At 64.5% G+C, this 19,670-nt stretch carries 12 protein-coding genes; 4 read left to right on the forward strand and 8 right to left on the reverse strand.

What is annotated here, in order from left to right:
• The first annotated feature begins 48 nt into the window (after positions 1 to 48).
• Together LNV07_RS11260 and LNV07_RS11265 are read left to right on the forward strand one after the other, a co-directional pair.
• On the forward strand, positions 49 to 1,026 hold the full coding sequence (locus tag LNV07_RS11260) for a helix-turn-helix transcriptional regulator (RefSeq protein ID WP_263571249.1): 978 nt from the start codon (positions 49 to 51) through the stop codon (positions 1,024 to 1,026).
• A gap of 106 nt (positions 1,027 to 1,132) precedes the next feature.
• Positions 1,133 to 3,223, forward strand: a complete 2,091-nt coding sequence (locus tag LNV07_RS11265) for a D-(-)-3-hydroxybutyrate oligomer hydrolase (protein ID WP_263571250.1) — start codon at positions 1,133 to 1,135, stop codon at positions 3,221 to 3,223.
• 15 nt (positions 3,224 to 3,238) lie between these two features.
• Here the strand turns inward: LNV07_RS11265 and LNV07_RS11270 are convergent, their stop codons facing one another.
• Positions 3,239 to 3,787, reverse strand: a complete 549-nt coding sequence (locus LNV07_RS11270) for a GNAT family N-acetyltransferase (RefSeq protein WP_263571251.1) — start codon at positions 3,785 to 3,787, stop codon at positions 3,239 to 3,241.
• A gap of 9 nt (positions 3,788 to 3,796) precedes the next feature.
• Complete coding sequence (locus LNV07_RS11275; RefSeq protein WP_263571252.1) at positions 3,797 to 6,025, reverse strand: TonB-dependent receptor plug domain-containing protein; 2,229 nt, start codon at positions 6,023 to 6,025, stop codon at positions 3,797 to 3,799.
• A gap of 82 nt (positions 6,026 to 6,107) precedes the next feature.
• Between LNV07_RS11275 and LNV07_RS11280 the strand changes: the two genes are divergently transcribed.
• Complete coding sequence (locus tag LNV07_RS11280) at positions 6,108 to 7,355, forward strand: citrate synthase (protein ID WP_263571253.1); 1,248 nt, start codon at positions 6,108 to 6,110, stop codon at positions 7,353 to 7,355.
• Between the two features lie 15 nt (positions 7,356 to 7,370).
• On the opposite strand, the gene LNV07_RS11285 is transcribed toward LNV07_RS11280, so the two are convergent.
• The 5 genes from LNV07_RS11285 to LNV07_RS11305 form a co-directional block, all read right to left on the reverse strand.
• The gene (locus LNV07_RS11285) at positions 7,371 to 8,201 is read right to left on the reverse strand and encodes an HDOD domain-containing protein (protein WP_263571254.1); all 831 of its coding nucleotides are present in this window, start codon (positions 8,199 to 8,201) and stop codon (positions 7,371 to 7,373) included.
• A gap of 142 nt (positions 8,202 to 8,343) precedes the next feature.
• Positions 8,344 to 9,063 (reverse strand): Crp/Fnr family transcriptional regulator, encoded by a 720-nt coding sequence (locus LNV07_RS11290; protein WP_263571255.1) that lies wholly within the window; start codon positions 9,061 to 9,063, stop codon positions 8,344 to 8,346.
• 299 nt (positions 9,064 to 9,362) lie between these two features.
• Positions 9,363 to 10,565, reverse strand: a complete 1,203-nt coding sequence (locus LNV07_RS11295; protein ID WP_263571256.1) for a urate hydroxylase PuuD — start codon at positions 10,563 to 10,565, stop codon at positions 9,363 to 9,365.
• Positions 10,566 to 10,697: 132 nt separating this feature from the next.
• Positions 10,698 to 16,625, reverse strand: a complete 5,928-nt coding sequence (locus LNV07_RS11300; protein ID WP_263571257.1) for a CHAT domain-containing protein — start codon at positions 16,623 to 16,625, stop codon at positions 10,698 to 10,700.
• Between the two features lie 26 nt (positions 16,626 to 16,651).
• Entirely contained in the window at positions 16,652 to 17,581 is a 930-nt protein-coding gene (locus tag LNV07_RS11305) for a caspase family protein (RefSeq protein WP_263571258.1), read from the reverse strand.
• Positions 17,582 to 17,704: 123 nt separating this feature from the next.
• Between LNV07_RS11305 and LNV07_RS11310 the strand changes: the two genes are divergently transcribed.
• Entirely contained in the window at positions 17,705 to 18,298 is a 594-nt protein-coding gene (locus tag LNV07_RS11310) for a DinB family protein (RefSeq protein ID WP_263571259.1), read from the forward strand.
• 1 nt (position 18,299) lies between these two features.
• Here LNV07_RS11310 and LNV07_RS11315 read toward each other — a convergent pair whose 3' ends face one another.
• The gene (locus LNV07_RS11315; protein ID WP_263571260.1) at positions 18,300 to 19,535 is read right to left on the reverse strand and encodes a glycerophosphodiester phosphodiesterase; all 1,236 of its coding nucleotides are present in this window, start codon (positions 19,533 to 19,535) and stop codon (positions 18,300 to 18,302) included.
• Between the last annotated feature and the right edge of the window lie 135 nt (positions 19,536 to 19,670).

Genomic DNA, 19,670 nt, shown 5'->3' on the forward strand with positions numbered 1-19,670 from the left:
TCGACGGGTCAAAGCGCGCAGGGACCGACCTCATGTCATCATCACTCCATGCACGCTTTCTCGCGCTCTATGGTCGAGCTGTACAGCCTGGCCGAACAAGCCAGTTATCAGGAGTTTCCTGATGCAGCGCTGCGCCTGTTGCAGCGCTCGCTAGGCTTCGATGGCGCCGTGCTCGGCATGGGGGAGTCCGGGCGCGACCCGCATAGCCAGTTGCAGATCACCCAAGCTCATGTGCATCAGCGCGATGAGCAGATTCTTCCGGCCTATGGCGCGGTGTCGGGCGGCGACCCGGTCACCCGGGCCTTTTTGCGCGGGCTGGAGCGGCCGCTGGCGGTCGACTGCCAAGCCACCTATCGCGGCCCTCAACAAGCATTGAGCGATATGGCTGAATTCAGCCGCAGCCATGAGTTGCGCCATCTGCTGCTGTTCGGCGACCAACCCCATGGGGCAATGCCTGGCCGCTGGTTGGTGCTCTACCGCAGTACCAACACCGGCTTTCGGCCCGAAGACGCCGACTATCTGCATGCCGCCTGGGTGCATTTATCGCGCGCCATCGTCATTCATCGCAATGCCCTGTTGGACCGGCAAGACAGCGTGCGGGCGCAGCGGGCTTCGGCCCTGGTCAACGAGCAGGGCGGCATTGAAACCGCCGACCCACAGTTTCTGGCCTTGTTGCACAAGCAATGGCCCGATCAAGCACCCCATCTACGCGGCCGGCAGTTGCCGCCCGCCTTGCTGGATGCGCTCAAACGCGGCGTCAGCTACCGGGGCCAGCAGATTGAAGTCAGCGCCAAGCGCCAAGAGCATCTGTGGGTCTGCACGGCCCGCCCGCTCGATTCCCTGGCCTTGCTGACGCCGGGCGAAAACGCCGTGGCGAGGCGTTTTTCCGCCGGCCTGAGCAGCAAAGAGATTGCCCGCGAATTGGGCGTGGCACCCAACACCGTGCGCACACAGATCACCCGCGTTTACGCCAAACTGCAGGTGCATGACAAGGCGGCGCTGGCGCAGCGTTTGATGGAAAGTTGACCCGGCTGTCACGCATTTGCGTGATTGAGCGCCGGGCTCTCCGAGCCTATCGTTGTCGAAGAACCGAGGGCATTCAGCCCCTCGATCAACAACGACGGAGACAAGCATGTTCACACATAGAAAGCTGCCGATCGCGGCCGCGTTTGCACTCGCCTTGCTTTTGACGGCCTGCAGCAGCGGCGACGATGACAAGCCGCTGGAACCGGTCGACCCGGCCGCGGCCTTCAAGCTGCGGCCCGACTTCTTGCTTACCGAGCCCAGTCGCACCGACTACGACGGCGCCAGCAACGGCCTGCTGACCGGCAAGACCCCCTCGCTGACCGCCTTGCTGAGCTACAAACTGCCGGCCAGCCCAAGCGCCGCCGACCTGCGCACCTTGGCCATCCAGACCAGCTACACCGGCCTGCTCGACGTGACGGCGGCCGGCGGCTTTGGCAGCTATTACGGCCGCATCTCCGAGGCGGCCAACAAGGGTAGCGAATACATGGCCGTCGCCGATGACGGCACGGGCAACAAGAACGTCACCATGGTGGTGACGGTGCCGAGCAACTTCGACGCCGCCAAGGCTTGCGTGGTGGCCGTGCCTTCGAGCGGCTCGCGACCGGTCTACGGCGAGTTGGGCACCATCGGCGAATGGGCGCTCAACAAGGGTTGCGCGGTGGCGCTAACGGACAAGGGCGGCGGTGTCGGCATCCATGATCTGGACCGCGACATGAGCTTCGCCGTCGACGGCAGCGTGGTCGCCGCCGGCATGCGCAAGGACCTCAGCTTCAATGCCAATCTGCTCGGCGACGATTTGAGCAAATTCCGCGCCGCCAACCCGAACCGCTTGGCACTCAAGCATGCGCATGGCAAGCAGAACCCGGAGAAGGACTGGGGCAAATACACGCTGCAGTCGATCAAGGTAGCGCTGTACGTGCTGAACAAGCAGTTCCCGGCGGCCAATCTCTCGCCCGCCAATACGCTGGTGATCGCGTCCAGCATCTCCAACGGGGGTGCGGCCGTGCTGCGCGCCGCCGAGCAAGACAGCGAGGGTTTGATTCGCGGCGTGGTGGCCGGCGAACCGCAACTGAACCTGCCTGAAAACGCCGGCCTAACGGTCAAGCGCGGCGGCGTCAGCGTACCCATGTCGGCCAAGCCGCTGTATGACTACATCACGGTCGCCGGCCTCTACCAGGCCTGCGCCACACAATCGGCCGCGCTAGCGCCGAGCAGCGCCTTCGTGATTGTGCCCTTCGCCGCCAACCGCTGCGAGGCTCTCGCCGCGCAGGGGCTGGTCAGCGGCGCGACGCTGGCGGAACAATCGGCCGACGCCTTGGCCAAGCTGCGAGCCTATGGCTGGGAGGCCGAGACCGACCTGCTGCATGACAGCCATTACGGCTTCGAGTTCACCGAGTTGGTCGCGCATACCTATGCCAATGCCTTCGCCCGCGCCTCGGTGACGGAAAGCCTCTGCGGCTATAGCGTGGCCGGCATTGATGCGAGCTACCAGACCCCTGTGGCGCCCGCCACAGAGGCCTTCAAGACCGGCTGGGCGACCGGCGGCGGCCTGGGCTTTCTGGGCGGCGCGTTCAACATCATTGCCGACAAGTCGGTGGGCGGGCCGGCGCTGTTCCTGCTCGCCTCATCGGCCAGCAGCGGCAAGCCCGACTTCTATCTCGACGGCGCCACCTGCCTGCGCCGCTTGGCGACCGGGGCCGCGGTCGGCAGCGCCGGCATCAGTGCCGCCGAGCAGGCCTTGGCGGCACGGGTCAAAACGGGCCTGAACGAGGTGCGCGTCAGCGGCGATCTGCGCGGCAAGCCGGTCGTGATCGTGCATGGCCGCTCGGATGCACTGATCCCCGTCAACCACAACTCGCGCCCCTACGCCGCGCTGAACAAACGCGCCGATAGTGCCGGGAGCGCCAGCGGCCTGCGCTATTACGAGATCACCGACGCCAACCATTTCGACGCCCTGGTCGGTCTATACCCCAAGACCTTGGTGCCCTTGCATGTCTACACGCTGCGCGCGCTGGACCTGATGTGGGCCAAGCTGACGACCGGTGCTGCCTTGCCCGACTCGCAACTGGTACGGGCCAAGGCGCGAGCCTCGGCCAGCGTGCCGCTGAGCGACGCCCATGTGCCGGCGATCGCCGCCACACCGGCCGCCGCCGACAGCATCGTCATCACGGCGGGGGCGATCGACGTGGCGAACTGAGGGTCTGCTGCTCGCTCAGCCGATCTGCTCAAGCAGATCGGCTGCCGATGGCCAAGCAAAGCGCCATTCGGCGGCCTCTCCGCCCCCTCGCACCGCAACGATTCTTCGTTCGAATCGCTGGCCACCCAGGGACTCGTAAAACCGCCGGGCCGCCGAATTGCTTTCGTAGACCCAGAGGAATAACCCTTCATCGCCGGCGACTTGGCAACAACGCTTCGCCATGGCCGCCAATAGCCCGCGCCCAATGCCCCGCCCCTTCAGCTCCGGCAGCACATGCAAGTTATCCAGCAATGTCCCCCAGGTCGGCTCGGCATTGGGAAAAGCGAAGGCAAAGCCGACCGGCACATCGCCCTCGGAGGCGAGCAGGCCAAAGGAGTTGCTGGCATGGGCGCCCAGTCTTTGCTGCCAAAACGCAAAGCGATTGGCACTCAGATCGGCATCCAGGAAGGCATCGCTGATGATGCCCCGGTAAGCCGAACGCCAGCTGGCGGCATGCAAGGACGCGACAGCATGGGCATCGCTCGGCTCAATCGCCCGAATGGCAAACATTGATTTGGTTCCCATGCAAAGAAATCAAAGGCTGCGCTCCCACATCAGCCGCATATTGACGCAGGTCTGCAAGCGCTCCTCCAGCCTGTGGTCTAGCCCCTCGGCCAGCACGCGGCGCTGGTTGACTTGGTCGGGATGCAGCAAATTGGCCAGGCTCAAGCGCCATAGGGTCTGCTTCTCGGGCTTCCAGACGGCATAGAGATCCAGCACCGTTTGGGTCGATTTATCGGCCCAACGATCAACGGCCAGGCGCTTGGCGCCGCCGGTCGTGATGTTCAGATTGCCACCCCAGCTGAGCGAACCCTCGATACCGTCAAGGGGCAGCGTCACGGGGCGGTGATCAAAACCCAGGTTCAGGCTCAGCGGTGTCTGCTGAGCCAGGCGGTTATCCGGCCCAGGCACGGCCTCCACGCGGGAGTGATTGAGGCCGATATTGGCGCGCAAGTCCAGGGCCGGGCTCGCCTTGCCGAGCAGCTCCTGCAGGCTCAACTTCGCCTCCAGCTCCAGCCCCTGCGCCCAGGCCAGCCCCTGATTGGCACGGCGCTCGACCCAATGGCCGTTTTGGTAGATCAACTCGCTGACGATCACCTGCTCGATGCGCTTCAGATAGCCACTCAGGCTCAGCAGACTCGACTTGCTCAAGGGGTGAGTCCAGCCGGCATCCAGGCCCCAGGCCAATTCGGGCAACAGATCCGGGTTGCCTTGCAGATCGGGGGTGGTGGGGCTGTTGTTGTTGGCGACAAAACGGCGCGGGGTCAGCTCACGCGGGCTGGGGGCCTTGTAGCTGCGCGCCAGGCCAAGCCGCATCTGGTCTTTGCTCTCGGGCAGGCGCCACAGCAGTTGCAGCACCGGGCTCAACACGCTGCTGCGTTTGTTGACCGTCTCAAACACATTGCCCGAGCTGATGGTTTGCAGCGCCTCCCAGCGCAGGCCCAGCGTGGCCTGCCAGGCCTTGCTGATGTCGATTTCGTCCTGCACAAAAAAGGCCAGGCGGCGAATGCGGGCGTCATAGACCTCATCCAGATTCTCCACCGGCAGTCCGCCGGGCAAGGGGTTTTCATGCTGCAGCCTGTCCTCGCTGCGGCGGCTTTCCTCGGCATCCCAGCCGGTGCTGAGGCTGTGGCTGTCGGCCAGCGCACGGCGATGGCGCCCGGCCAGACTCCAGCCCTGATCGACCGCCAGCGAGTCGACCTGCGCGTCGCGAATCCAGCGGCCATCGAAGTCATAACCGTCAAACTGGGCAGCCGAGTCGCGCTGCAGGCGGGTATAGCCCAGCTTCAACTCCCATTTGCTGCCATCCGCCTCGCTCAGGCTCCAATTCAGGCGGCTGCGCAATTGCATTGCCCTGATGTCCACCCCCAGATCGTTGTGCGCCTGCTCGGGCAGCGCGCCGGCAATGCTGAAACGATCATCGACGGCCCCGGCCTTGGCCCGCGACCAGCGCAGCAGGTGATCGGTGCTGAGCGTCTGCTCGGGTGACAAGATCCAGCTCGCGCGCGGGCTGAGCGTCAACTTGTTGCTGCGGTCAAACTCGCGCTTGTCGGTGCGGTAGGCCTGCACCACCGCGCCTTGCGCATCAAGCGCCTGCTGATCCAGCTTCATCGGCCACAGCTGCCGCTCATGGGCCAGGCCAAGCCCCAAACCCCAAGAGAAGGCGCCCGCGCGGTCACCCAATTGCAGATCGGCGCTCACCATCGGCTGCTCCAAGACCGAGCCCAGGCCCAGCTTCAGGTCGCGCTGGGCCTGCCGCGCCAGGCTGCGGGTGACGATATTGATGCTGCCGGCAATGGCCTGGCTGCTCTGCTCGACGCTGGCGCTGCGCGAGACCTCGATGCGCTCGATCGCCTCGGGCGAAATCGATTCGAGCGAAAAGCCCGGCGGCACCGGCTCGCCATTGAGCAGGATCTGCGTGTAGCCGCCGCCCAGGCCGGACATGCGTATCTCCGGCCCACGCGAGCCCTCGCTGACGATGCTGACGCCGGGCACACGCCGCAGCGCATCGCTGAGGCGCGTGTCGCCCTGGCGCAGCAACTCCTCCCGGTTCACCACCAGCAAAGCGCCCACCGACTCGCGCCGCGCACTCAAGGCATTGGCCGAACCATCTCCCCGCACCTCGACCCGCTGCAAACTGGCCGGCGCGGCATCAGCCACGGCCTGCGCAGCAACCGTTGTCGCCCACAGCAGGCTCAAGCCTCCCAACAGCGCTGTTCGCGCCCTACTCAAGATTTCAATCACCACAACATCGCTTTTCAAAAAAACTCGCCAAGCACAACTCAGGGCCGCGATTAGACTGTGCTGCGCCAAACAAATCAATCTTGATCAAGTCAATCAACCTATGAGCAAAGCCAAATCGACCGCCCAAGCGCCGGGGAATTTGCCGGCGACCGGCAACTACACCTTGCTGGACTCCAGCGCGGCAGCCGCGCGTCTGGGCATCAGCAAGGCAACGCTCTATGCCTATGTCAGCCGCGGCCTGCTCAGCGCCACGGCCGACTCAAGCGACCCGCGCATAAGGCGCTACTCCAGCTTCGAGGTCGAATTGCTGTTGCGGCGCAAAGAGGGCGGGCGTCAACGTGAGCAGCAGACCATGGCCGCGCTCAGCGACGGTCTGCCGGTGCTGGACACCGCGCTGTCTGGGATTCGGGATGGTCAGCCGATTTACCGTGGCCAGTCGGCCCTGCAGTTGGCCGAGCAGGCCAGCGCCGAAGATATCGCCCGCTTGCTGTGGCAGTTTGACGCCGCGACAGACCCCTTCGCCGGCCCGGCGCCCAGCCTGAGCGCGGCTTGGCAAACCCTGTGCAATACGCTGCCGACCGGCCCGAGCAGCCGCACCCTGGCCCTGTTTGCCACCGCGCTGCTGGACTTGCACGGCCCGGCTTGGCTACCCGACGGCCCGGCGCTCGCGCAAGCCTGCGCCGCCCATCTGCGCGCGCTGATCGCCTGTTTTCTGGCCCGCCCGCCCTCGGCCCTGCCCATGCACCAGCAATTTCGCCAGGCCTGGCAATTACCGGTCAGCGCCGATGAACCCTTGCGGCGCGCCTTGGTCTTGGTGGCCGATCACGAAATGAATATGGTCAGTTTCAGCGCCCGCTGCCTGACCTCGGTGAACGCCAGCCTGGGCGCGGCGCTGCTGGCGGCGATGTGCAATCTGACGGCCACCTTCAACGGCGGCAATAGTGCGCAGGTCGAGGCGCTATGGGATGAGCTGGCGGCCGCGCCCGACTTGGACGCTGCGCTGGTGCGCCGCCTCGACCGCGGCGAAGGCCTGCCCGGTTTCAACCATTTGTCCTATCCGGCCGGCGACCCGCGGGCGCGCATGCTGCTGGCCGAATGCAGCAATAGGCCCGGGGCCGACACAGCTGGATTAGCGCAAAACCTGGCCCCGGCGGTGGAGCGGCTGACCGGCTGGAAGCCCTCGATCGATTTCGCGCTGGTGAGCTTGCGGCGTACGCTGGGGGCGCCGCCCGACGCCGCACTAACGCTGCAAATGGCCGGGCGCAGCATCGGCGTGCTCGCTCATATGCTTGAGCAAAGCCGCAGTGGCCAACGCCTGTGGGCAACGGCGCGCTACACCGGCCCTTGAAGGCCGGGCCAGGGCTCAGTGCAGCAACTGTTCCACGTCACTGGCCACATCGCCGGCGGCGGTGATCTTGGCCTCAAGATAGGCCAGATCCAGGTGCAAATGTTCGACCAACTCGGGCACGGCCACCAGCAAGGCTTGCGCCGGGTTGTCGTGATGCTCGGCCGCGTCGGCCAAGACCTCGGCCAGATGCAGCACCGCCGCCATCAGCGAAAAGGGCCGAATTTCCATCGGCGTGTTGGCGTCCTTGAAGGCCTCGACCATCGCCGCCGGGAAATGCCAATGCGAGGCCAAAGAGGCGGTCACATCGGCATGGGTGCAGCCGAAGCGATGCTCTTCCAGCGAGAAGCGGCTGCCCGGTTCGGCCGCATGGGCCTCCACATCGGCGACCATTTCGGGCTCTTCCATCGCCATCATCAGCTGACCGGTGCGCAGCATCAGACCGGCCAGATAGCTGGTGTCGGCGTCCAGGCGCAACATTTGGCTGAGGATGCGGGCATAGGCCGCCGTCGTGACGCTGTGGCGCCAGAACAAGGCCCGGTCCAGCCCTTTGATGACCGGGAAGGCCCCCGAAATACAGGCCGCCAAGGACAGGTTGCGCAAGGTATCCATGCCGAGCGCGCCGGCGGCGTCGTTCAGGCTGGAGATTTGGTGCGAGGGGCTGTAGCGCGCCGAATTGGCCAGGCGCAAGACCTTGGCCGACAAGGTGGAGTCCTTGCCTATCAAATCGGCGATCGCATTCAGACTGATGTTCTCATCGTCAAAACTGCGAATCAGTCGGCTCGCGACCTCGGGCATGGTCGGCAGAGCATTGTTGTTCTTGAAAAACTTTTCGGCTGCAGCGGTCACATTGGTCTCCTCGAACGCAGGCCACCAATGCGGGGCCTCTACGGCCACAGTCTAAGCGGCGGCCAAGCATTTTTGCCGAGATCTAAGACCCGAAAAGCATTGAAATTCACATCTAAAAGACAAGGAATGCCGGCGTCAAGGATTAACCATGGGCCAAGTTCTGCAAGGCAGCCAGGTTGAGCAACTTGATCGAGTAGCCCTTTACCTCGATCAGGCCGGCGCTCATCAACTGACGCAGCAGCCGCGACAGGGTCTCGGGCGTGATCGCCAACTGGGCGGCCAACTCCCGCTTGCGCTCTTTCAGCGCCACATCCTCGCCCTGCACCGGGCTGCGCTGCAGCAGCCAGGTGGCCAAGCGTTTTTGTGCGTCTTTGGACATCAAATCATGGGTAGCGCCGGTGAGGCTTTGCACGGTCTGCGCCAAGCCCAGCATCAGGCGCTCGCGCATATCCGGAAACCGGGCGAGCAGCGGGCGCATGCCATCCAAAGGCAACTCCAGCACCGAGGCGGGTTGCAGCACGCGCGCATCTTGCGCATGACCTGACCCCAGCCAAGCGCTGCTCAAGTCCAACCAAGCGGGGCCATGCACGCTGCGCTCGAGATGAAACTGCTGATCATCTCCAGCGGAACCCAGGCCCACCACGCCGCTCAGCACGGCCACCAAATGCGTCGCCGCCTGACAGCGCGTGAACACCGCCGCGCCCATCGGCAATTGGCGGGTTTGGGAGATCGGCGCGAGTGCATGCAACTCGGCGTCACTGAGCCGGGGCGGCCCCAGCACGCAGTCCAGCGCGGAGGGGTTGTTGGCAGGCTGCCAGGTCTGTACCAGGCGATTGGGCTCGATTAAGGTTGCGGTTTCCACGGTGGCTTGATCCCAATGACAGTCAATGTGAGGCAATGTCATGCATGCCCCTCTTCTTGTCTTTGCGAAAAGTCAAACCGCATGGCCACGAGCCGGCTTCTGCGAGCGGCTGCTTGAGCAAGCGCAAACGCGGATGGCCCGTCGACAAAACGCCGACTCAGCGCAGAGTCATGGCCCGGAAGTCGCTCACATGGGTGAAGGTCCGGCCTGGTTTCCCGCCGCGTCACCTTGATTTCGCGGCCCGACCAGATCACGCAGGGTATGGCAAAGGGCTCGCCGCAGGGCCCTCGGGCCACCGTTCACGGCTTGGCCCCGGCCTCGAACCAGCGCCCCAGCAAGGACCGCTCCGCCTCGGTGATGGCGGTCGCATTGTTCAGCGGCATCAGCTTTTGCAGCACCGCCTGCTGGTAGATCAGCGGGGCGTTCTGAGCGATCAAGGCGGGCGTGTGCAACTGCACCCCCTTCTGCGCAAGATCGGCGTTATGACACATCACGCAACGTTGCGCGATGACCGCCTGCACCTCGGCAAAACCAGGTGCACGCGCTTGACTCGTCACCGGCTTGGGCGCTGGCGCCATCCACACGATCAAGCCGGCCAGCAACGCCAGCGCCGCCGCTACCAAGCCCCAGGCATTGCCACCCTTGTGGCGCTTGACGAAATAACTGCGCACCAGCACGCCCACCGCCATCAGCAAGCTCAGCACCAGCCAGTTCTGCGCGTGGCTGAACAGCATGCCGTAATGGTTGCTGAGCATCGCGATCAGGACCGGCAAGGTGAAATAGGTGTTGTGCACGCTGCGCTGCTTGCCGCGCTGGCCATAAACCGGGTCGACCGCGCGGCCGGCACGCATATCGGCGATCACCTGCTTCTGGCCGGGGATGATCCAGACCAGCACATTGGCGCTCATCATCGTGGCCAGCATCGCGCCGATGATCAGGAAGGCGGCGCGGCCGGCGAACAACTGGCAAGCGGCCCAGGTCGCCAGCACGATGAAGAGGGCGATCAGGCCCAAAACTCGGCCGTCGTTGCCGATGCTGCCATCGGACCTGTGACCTAAACGTCGGCAAATCTGGTCATAGACCAACCAGCCCGATGCCAGAAAGCCCAGCGCCGCCGCGATGACGGCCGGCGCGCTCCAGACATGCACACGCGGGTCGATCAAATAACTGTTCGCGTTGAACAAGTAGAGCGCGACAAAGAGGGCAAAGCCGCTGATCCAGGTCCAGTAGCTTTCCCAGTAGAACCAATGCAGGTGCTGGGGCAGATTGGGCGGCGCCACCATGTATTTCTGCGGGTTGTAAAAACCGCCGCCATGAACGGCCCACAACTCGCCGGACACACCACGGGCGCGCAAATCTGCGGCCTCGGGCGGGACGAGGTGGTTGTCCAGCCAGACAAAGTAAAAGGAAGCACCAATCCAGGCGATGCCGACGATCAGATGCAGCCAACGCAGCAGCAACGCTGCCCAATCCAATAGATAGGGCGCAAAGGCGAGATCCATGCAAGTCTCAACAATCGAGTCAGTTGCCTCTCACCACAGGCGGGCGCTGTGAGCTGCGGACAAGTCGCGTCATTGATAGCCGCTGCGACATCTTTTCTTTCGAGCGGCAAAGTGTAGCGAGCTTTCCGGCCTTCAAGGCCGGCGGCTCTTGGCCGCCTTTGCGGCTTTGTGCTCCTTTTTGGCCGGCCGGTCGGTGCGCGCCGCATGGCTGGGCAGAATGCCCTGCGCCAGGGCAATCAGCTGCCCGGCGCTGCGACTCAGCGCCGCATCATCATGCTGAGCCAGCGCCAGCGCATCAACGAAACGGGACAGGCGCTCAAGCCGGTCGACCATGGCCTCCAATTGCATGGGCCGCACCGTCACGCAGCGCAGCGCCTCCGTGTAGCTGGCAGAAAGCTCATCAAACCAATGCCGGCCCTCCTCGTCCGGCCGCCCCAACTTGCCATCGATCATGCGTTCGACCAGCAAGGCCTCCGGCTGTATCAGCAGATCCCAAGGGCTGGGCTGCATGGCAAAGTTACGCACCGCCGTGCGCCGGCATTGCTGCGCCAACTCGATCGCGGCGTCCCTCTCCGCCGGGCCGTGCCAGTCGGTCAAGGCATCCAAGGCGAGCCGATACAGCGCATGACAGGGGCTGAAATGCTCGGATCCAGGCTGGCCTTCGCCGGCCCGGTAGGCCTCGACACCTTGCTGCAAACAGCGCGCCATCTCCAGCGCCGCAGCGTCGGCGGCGGCCGTATCCAAGAGACCACTGAGCAGGCGCCGGGCCTGCAGATGGGCCTTGCGCTGCCAGGCCGCGCCACGCAAGGCGGTGCGCTCGCTGTGCATGGTCGAGCTGGGCGTCGGGTTCGCGCCGTCGCCGTCCGCGACCAAGGCGTCCAGCCCGTCCAAGCGGCGCAGCGCCAGCTCGATCAAGGCCTCCCCGGCTTGGGCCTGCTGCAGCGCTTGCGGGTCACCGCCCAAGGCTCGCCCCAAGGCCTCAAGCGCGCGGGCCTCGCCCAACCGCGACTCAACGTCGACCAGCTTCTCCAGATCCGATATCGGCACGCCGCCACTGCGGTCAACCGCCTGCGCCGCACTCAAGAAGGCGGCCCGGGCGCGCTCCCATTGGCCCAAGTCAAACCAGGTCTGGCCCAAAGCGTATTGCAGTTGCGGGTTCTGCTGCCAACCGGCCGGGCAGCGCCGCGCCAGCGAATCGGCCACATGTTCGAGCTGCGCCTGCAACTCGCGCGCGCCAAGAAAATCGCCTCGGCGCGCCAGATCGGCGCGCAGACGAGCCAACTCATCCAGCATCTCATCCGGTGACACATAGGGACTCGCCGGGCCGGCGCCGGCCACACCTTCGGCGGCCGGCTCGGCCAACCAGATCGGGTCCCCATAGGCCTGGAAGGCGCCCCAGGTGATGTCCTCGGGGTGGGACTTCCAGACTTCTTTGCGGGCGCTGAAGACCGCATCGCCAAAAGGCTGGCGGCGCAGCAAAAGCTGCTCATAGAAGACTTGACCGAAGAGTTGGGCCGATTCGTCATTGACCGCCCAGCCGGCCACGACCACACAGCGCACACCGATGGCGATCATTTCGCGGGCCACGCTGGCGGCCAACTTATTGCTCGCCGGGCCACTCTGCTCGCTGTCGACCTGACCCAGATGGCAGCAATTCAAAAACACCAATTCGGGCACGACCTCCATCGCCATGATCTCGGCCGCCGTGATCAGCAGGCCGTCGGACAAGAGCACGCCGCTGCGCTTGCGGCCATCGGCATGCGGCAGATCGAACACGCCATGGGCGGAGATATGCAGGATGCGCCAAGGCTTGGCATAGAGCTTGGACAGCACATCGCTGGCCTTGTTGCCATACTCGTCGCCTCGGCCAATCACCGCCTCGACCTCATAACCCATACCGGTCAACAGCTCCTGGCAGGCCTCGCCTTCGGCCCGCGCACCGGGCAAATCGGGCGGCGCCTGGGTCGGCTGGCCGTTCAGAAAGGGGAAGCCCTTGGAGAAGCCGGCCACCGAGGGGTTGGCGATCACCAGCGCGCTGCGCGTCGCGCTTTGATGCACGCTGGCGCGGAAGGTTTGCGCCGCCAACTGCCGCACCACCGCCGTACGCAGCGCGAGTGGTTGCTTTTCATCGGAAGGCCGGTCCGGGTCATCGGCCAGCATCAGCTCCCAGGGCAGATTGGCGGTATAGCCATCCACCACCAAGACCACGCGGTCAAGTTGACGCGCGGCGTCCTTGAAGTCATGCGGCACCATCAGCTGGAACAACATGCGGCCGAAGTCTTCGTTCCAGATCGGATTGGCAATCTGCTGCGCCACCATCTGCTCGATCAAGCCGGGCTGGCGTTGCAAGGCGACCGACTCGGCGCGCGCCCGCTGGCCGACAAAAACGAAACGCAGCTTGTCCGCCAATGGCGCGGCCTGGCCGGTATGTGCGGCCAGGTTTTGAGCTTCGCTGCGCTCGGCGTCGGTGATGATAAGACGCGGCCAATAGCTGGAATTGCCATCATCGAAGAGCCGCTGCCTGAAGCCCTCGCATTGCTGCAACTCGTCCTGGCAAAGCAGCGCGGTGCCCTGCTTCTCGGCCTGTGCGGCCAGCTGCGCACTCAGATTCCGCAAAGCATAGGTGGCACCGATGGCGGTGTCGAGATAGAGCTCGATGATGTCGAGTCGGCCGATCCGGATATTCAGGCGCGTAGCCGCATAGAAGCGCGCATTGGCCTCCATCACCCCGCGCACCAAGGCCTCGACCGAGGCCGCCACGGTCAGATTGGCCGAGGAGTTATAGCCGAGCAACAGGCTGGCCAGCGGCACCTCGCGGTCGCTCTTGCCCAGCACATCGATGACTTGCAGCAAATAGCGCAGCGCGCCGGTGCGCACCGCCTCGGTCAGATCGGCCGGACTCAGCGCCCGGTCGTAGGAACCCAGGCCGGTAACCACCGCACCGCTCAGCACCCCGAGTTGACGCTCAAAATCGCCGCGCACTCGCAACACCACGGTGGCCGAGCCGCGCGCGCCGGCATACAAGCCCAGGCTGTAGCGTTCGCTCAGCTCCTTGTTCAGCAACTCGCGGTCGATCAAGGCCTCGGCGCCCGAGATCGGGTCGTGCTCGTAATGCCCGACCAACACGGGGTCGGACACAAAGCGCAGGTCCATCGCCTTGACCGCCACCTCCAGCCGCCGCTGTGTGCGCGCCGGCACCCGGTTGCGGGAGGAGCTGCCCATCACCGCTCGCAGCAGCGCATCCGGGTCATCGACGGTCGGCGGGCCGGCGTCATAACTGACCGGCTGAGCATGCTCTATCGCCCGCGTCGTCGGCGCTTGGGTGCTCAAGGCTGCGGTCGAGCCAGAGTTCAAGAGTTCGGTCAAAGCCGTGAAGTAAGCGCTGGTCGAGAGCAAGTCGCCATGCGCTGCGGGCAAGTAATAGAAGCGCCCGATGCCGCCAATACGCCCCGAGGCCCAGCTCACCGTGCCATCGCCGCGCGTGGTGCCGACCATCTTCAGGCGCACATTGGCACCCGTCCCTTCTTCACGCAAGCCGCAGGGCGTGTTGGGCGCCTGGCCGAAGATATAGACGCTCTTGGCCTCGTAGGCGCCGGGGAGTGCCGGTTGCGCGGCGCCATCCTGCGTCCACAACCAACTGGCCGCATCCAGCACGGCCTGGCTCGGCGTGCCGGCATGCCGGTCACCGAACCAGAAATCCCGCACCTTGCTCTTCAGCTCGGTCCAGGTCTGGGCCTGCTGATAGGCAAAATTCCCACCGCCATCCGGCAGCCCCTGGAAGGTATCGACGAAACCGGGCTTGGGCAGTAACTGCAAGGCGCCACGGAAACCGGCAATGATGTCCAGCACCTCCTGCATATCGTGCCGCACGTCCAGACGCACCAGCTTGCGCAAGGTGTCGCCCTTGCCGATCAGGTTCTCCACCATCGAATGCGCGCCCTGATTGGGCGTGCCCAGCATGATCAGGCGCGCACCGGCGCGGGCCATCAACTGGTCGATGACGGCGCGGCGCTTGTAGATGCAGGCCCGCACCACCAGACCGCCCATGCTGTGGGCCAGCAGGCGAATCGGCTGCTGGGTCTGGCGCATCAGGCGGTCAAGGAATTCGCCCAGACGTTCGGCCAGCACATCCAGCGGTTGGCGCCAGTCATAGGGGAAGGGTTCAACCCGGTGACTCTCGGCCAGATGTTTGCAAACGCGCCCGTAGAACATCGCGAACAGCTCTTCGGCCTCGACGCTAGGGCGCGACCATTCGATCTTGGACAGGCCGCCGGTGGCGATGTCGGCCGGATCAAACCAGACCCGGTCATTGGCGCCGGCCTGCAAATGCGAACCCATGATGCCGGGCAGCACGACAACGATGGGCCGGTCGGCGGCACCAAGCGCACGGCTGGCGCCGGCAGCGGCCAAAGCGGCCGCGTAATCGGCCGGGTCGGGCAATGCGCGAAAGCTGGTCAATTTCTGGGGTTCGGCCACCAAGAGCCAATCGCGCAGCGCGGCGCGGGTGTCGATATTGACGAAATAACGGAAATGCGAGACATCGGCGCCCCGGTCAAACAAGACCCGGGCGGCGGACTTGGGCGCAATGCCGGCCAACATCGAGGTGGTGTTGACGACCAGATCGTTGTCATCGTTGTCGAACAACAAGAAGTCGGTCAGCATCACACCCAGGCGGCGCAGCATATTGCCGCCCTCGATGTCGCCGGCAATGATGGACATCAAAGTCCCCGGGCGCACCGGCGCATCGTGCAGCAGCCTGGCCATTGGTGAATCGGGCAGCATGGCCTCGATGCCGGGCACCAGATGCGCATTCGTGCGGTTCTTGGCGATCTCGATCACCACCCGCTTGAAGGCCGAATAAAGCGGGCTGCCAAAGAAGAAAGGCACGGTGCCGATCAAGCTCAGCAGGCCCGACAAAAAGACATCGAAGTTGCCGCTGGCGAGCTTGGTGCCATTGGCGGGCGAGGCCGCGCGCACATAGCGCTGCACGACAATCTTGCGTTCGCGCAGCAGGCCGGCCAAGGCGCGCAACTGCTGGCGTTGCTCGGCGTGAGCGGCCCCCAACTCCTTGATGACGCGCTCGGCCTCGGCTGCATCGGCGTCGCCGGTGCCCTCGAAGCCGAAGGCATACCCGTCAATCAAGGCATCGAAATCGCCCAGACACAAGAGGTCGGCCACCAAGCCGCCGCGCGAATGCGAAACCAGGCAAATCCTTGCGCCGAGCGGCAGCGCGCGCACCAGATCAATCGCATTTTCGATCGGGCTCTGTGACAGCGTGCGATGCTCGAAGCCGTAAATGCCACCGGTGAACCTTGCTTGCAGCGCGCCCCACAAGTCGCGGTCACCGCTGCGCAGCTCACCAAAACTGCCCAAGGTGCTGGAGCCGGTGCCATGCACAAACACCAGCATTTCACCCACCGGCGGCCGGGCCTCAAAGCCGCAATCCTCAAGGTCTTGCGGCTTGCCTGTCGCCGCAACCCAGCGGTACAGGCCGGGTGCCTGTGACAACTGCTTCTCGATCGCCCACATCAAGGCCTTGGTGCCGGCCCAAGTCACGCCCAGTTCGGCCTTGTTCTTCAATTGGCCGAGTGCGGCGTCAATGATGGCATCGGGCACCGCCCCGACGGCAAAGGAATAGACCTTGCTGATCAGGCCACCGACCGCCTCACCCAAACCTCGGCCGGGCGCGGCGCCTTGCGAGCGCAGCGCCTCCAGCAGGATGGTGCCATCTTCGGCGATCATCTCGGGATGGGTTTGCAGCAAGGTCTCGCGCAGGCGCCCGGCGCTGGTGATCAGCGTGCTGCCATCGCTCAACTCCAATACCAAGACCTCGTTGGCGGCGGCCGCATGGGTCTGCGCCATGGCCGCGGTGTCGGCACTGCCCACACCGCGCGCGGCGGGGCTCAGGTCAAACGCACTCAGCGGCTGCAAATAGCCATCGGGCAAGAAGGCGTCGTCGCGCCGATCGGCCGAGCGAGCGGCGGGCGTCAGCAGCGGCGGCAGGCGTGGCCGCTCGTCCGGGCGCCCATTGAGTTTGATTGGAATGCTGTGCTCGGCCATCTTGATCTCCCGCTAGTTCCAGCCTGTTAAACCGTGAACGGCTTTTGCGCCACAAAGGCCGCCACTGCGGCGCTGTTACCCAGCACAAACAGATTGGGCGACTGGGTTGGCGGCAGACCGGCGCGAATGCGCGCATGAAAGCTGTTGTAGTTGCCAGCGAACAGCCCGCCATTCCAGGTCTTGAGCAACTGGCCGGTGAACGCGCCGTTATGGTCGCCGTCCATCGAGGTCTGGTTGTCCTGGCAGCCGGAGATCAACAACACCGCCGGCTTGAACTCGCCGACCAGCGCCGTCGCATGGGCGGCCGCGCCGACCAGGGCCAGCGCCGCATCGGGGTCAGTTGTTGCCTTGGCGGTCTCTCTCAGCACATCGATCTGCAATTGATCATAAAAATCCTTGTGCTCGGCGTAGACCCGGCGCGCCACCTCGACCGGCATCAGCTTGATACGCTGGCCAGGCGGTGGCGGAGGCGGAGGGAATTCCCTTGTGACGCTGCCACTGTGGCAACTGTCCGACAAGACCAGCACCCGCACGCCCGCCGCAAATCGGCTGAGCTCCAGGTAGAGCTCGTCGTCGATCAACTGCCCGTCAAACAGACACCAGGTTTCGTCCTTGTGATCGGGCTCGTCGCCATTGATGTCACCGACCTGGCCGCCATGACCGGAGTAGGTCAGCAAGAAGAAGTCGCCCGCCTTCAAGGCCTTGGCGGCGGCGCGCATGCCGGACAAGACCGCCGCCCGCGTGCCTTTTTTGGTCAGCAACACGGTCGGCTTGATGCCCTTTGTCTTGGCCAATGTTGCCATGTCGTTGGCGTCAAATTCGCAGGCCGCGAGCGGGCCATCCCAACCGCCATAAGCCGCAGGGCTGACGGCATTCAGGCCGATGTGAAGCGACAAGGCTTTGGGCTTGGTCGCCGAAGCCTTGGGCGGCTGGGCAGTTGCAGTCTTGCTGGCCATGATGTGGGTCTCCTGAAGCCGCCCCGGTGGCGACAGCCGCTGATCTTCCGCGCTGGGCGACCATTGCGAAACCCCTAGCTTCGACTAGGATGGATTTCCAACCCCCTCAAACCAGCGAATTCAATGAACTCGGCACGACCTGACCCCTTGGCGCGGCATCTGCTCAGCATGGCCTATAACAATGGTTGGGCCAACCAGCGGCTGCTGAGCGCCTGCGCACAGCTCAGTCAGGCCGAGTTTGAAGCCCGGCGCTGCAGCTTCTTCCCCAGCATCAAGGCGACTTTGAACCACACGCTATGCGTCGACTGGTTCTATCTGGACGCGCTGGAGCGGGCGCAGCAAGACCTGACCCCGCACCCCGACTGCTACAGCTTCTTTGCGGCCGACGAGCCGTTTCAAAGCTGCGCCGATTTGCAGCGGGAGCAGCTCAGCGTCGACCTCCGCTTGATAGCGCTGTGCGCGGCTCAGCGCGACGATCAGCTTGAACGCATCGTCACGATTGCGCGCCCCGGCCGCCCGCAACTGGAAACCCGTACCCGTCTGCTGGCGCATTTGTTCCAGCACCAGATCCACCACCGCGGACAGGTGCACGCGATGCTGGCGGGCAGCTCGGTGGCTCCGCCGCCGCTGGACGAGTTCTTCTGCGCCGGCGAGGCGGACAAGCGGGCGGCGGAGTTCGCCGCCCTGGGCTGGACCGAGGACCTGATTTGGACCTAAATCAAGCCGCCCGGCGGCGGCGCACAAGCAGGCCCAAAGCCCCCAGACCAGCCAGCAGCAAGGCATAGCTTTCCGGCTCGGGCACCGGGGTCAGGGCCGCGACCGCAGCCACACCGGTGTCGGCGAAGTCGGTGAAGACACCGTCAACGCCCAGCTTCAGATAGGCTTCCATTTCCTTTTGCGGGTCGCTGAAACCCAGCATCGATGCGTCATTTCGGAAGGTCCAGGTGTGCACGAACAGGCCATTGGCATGGGCCGACTCGATCACGCCGGTGGAGCCATCAACACGGCGGTCTTTGCCTGTGACGGCGCCGTCGCCATTGCGATCAATGCCGTCATCCACCGTCTTCAGCAGATAAGGCTTCCACGGGCCGATGCCGTCCGCATAGGTCGCGACGAAGGACAGGCCGATATCGGTCACCATGTCGGCAAAGGTCAGCTTGCCGCCCTTTTTGGCGATGTCAAACGGCTTGTCGTAGGGAGCCACCAGCGACAAGGATCCATCGGCATTGACGTCATCGGCGTCCACCAACTGCACCAGCTTGATGTCGGTCTTGGTGTTCAGGTATTGCAGGTTCGAGACCTCGAAGCTCTGGATAAAGACCGGCGCATTGCCGGTATTGCCGTAGGCCGAGTGCAAGGTCGACACCAGCTTGTCTTCAAAGTAGGACTTGTTGCGGCCCTGAGCGACCGAGACGCCTTGCATATAGGTCGAATGCTTGAGCTCCGGATAGATGCCGATGGTGCGGCCGGTCTCGATGCTCTTGGCCTTGGCCAGCGCGATCACTTCGTCCAGCGTCGGCACCTTGAACTGGCCGTCGAAGGTGGTCGGGCGGCCCGCGCGGGTCTGCATGGCGCCCAGCGTCTTCAGCTCGGCCAGGGTGAAGTCCTCGACGAAATACTGGTTCTTGTAGGTGACGCCGTCGATGGTCTTGGTCGTCATGCGGTCGTTGAACTGACTCAACATACGCACATTGGTCGAGTCGCCAATGACGGGCTCGTGGCGCGCCACCAGCACGCCGTCCTTGGTCATCACCAGGTCGGGCTCAATGTAGTTGGCCCCCAGCTCGATCGCTTTGGTATAGCCCTCGATGGTGTGCTCGGGCAGATAGCCGGACGCACCGCGGTGGCCGATCACGATAGGCGCATTGCCGTCCAGCGTATTCCAGGCAAAGGCCGGCGCGGCGGCCAGCGCGCAAGCTGCGGCCAGGGCGGAGAGGATGTGTTTGGTTTGCATGACAGACTTTCTTGATGGAGTCCGCATGCTGACGCCGAATGATGAAAGCCCTACCCGCAGAACCTGCCCAGGCATAGTCCGTTCGGACTATCCGACACCATCATCGACGCCCGGCGGCCGCAGCATTTAGAAGTT

Source organism: Roseateles oligotrophus, assembly GCF_025717515.1.
Taxonomy (GTDB): domain Bacteria; phylum Pseudomonadota; class Gammaproteobacteria; order Burkholderiales; family Burkholderiaceae_C; genus Paucibacter_A; species Paucibacter_A oligotrophus.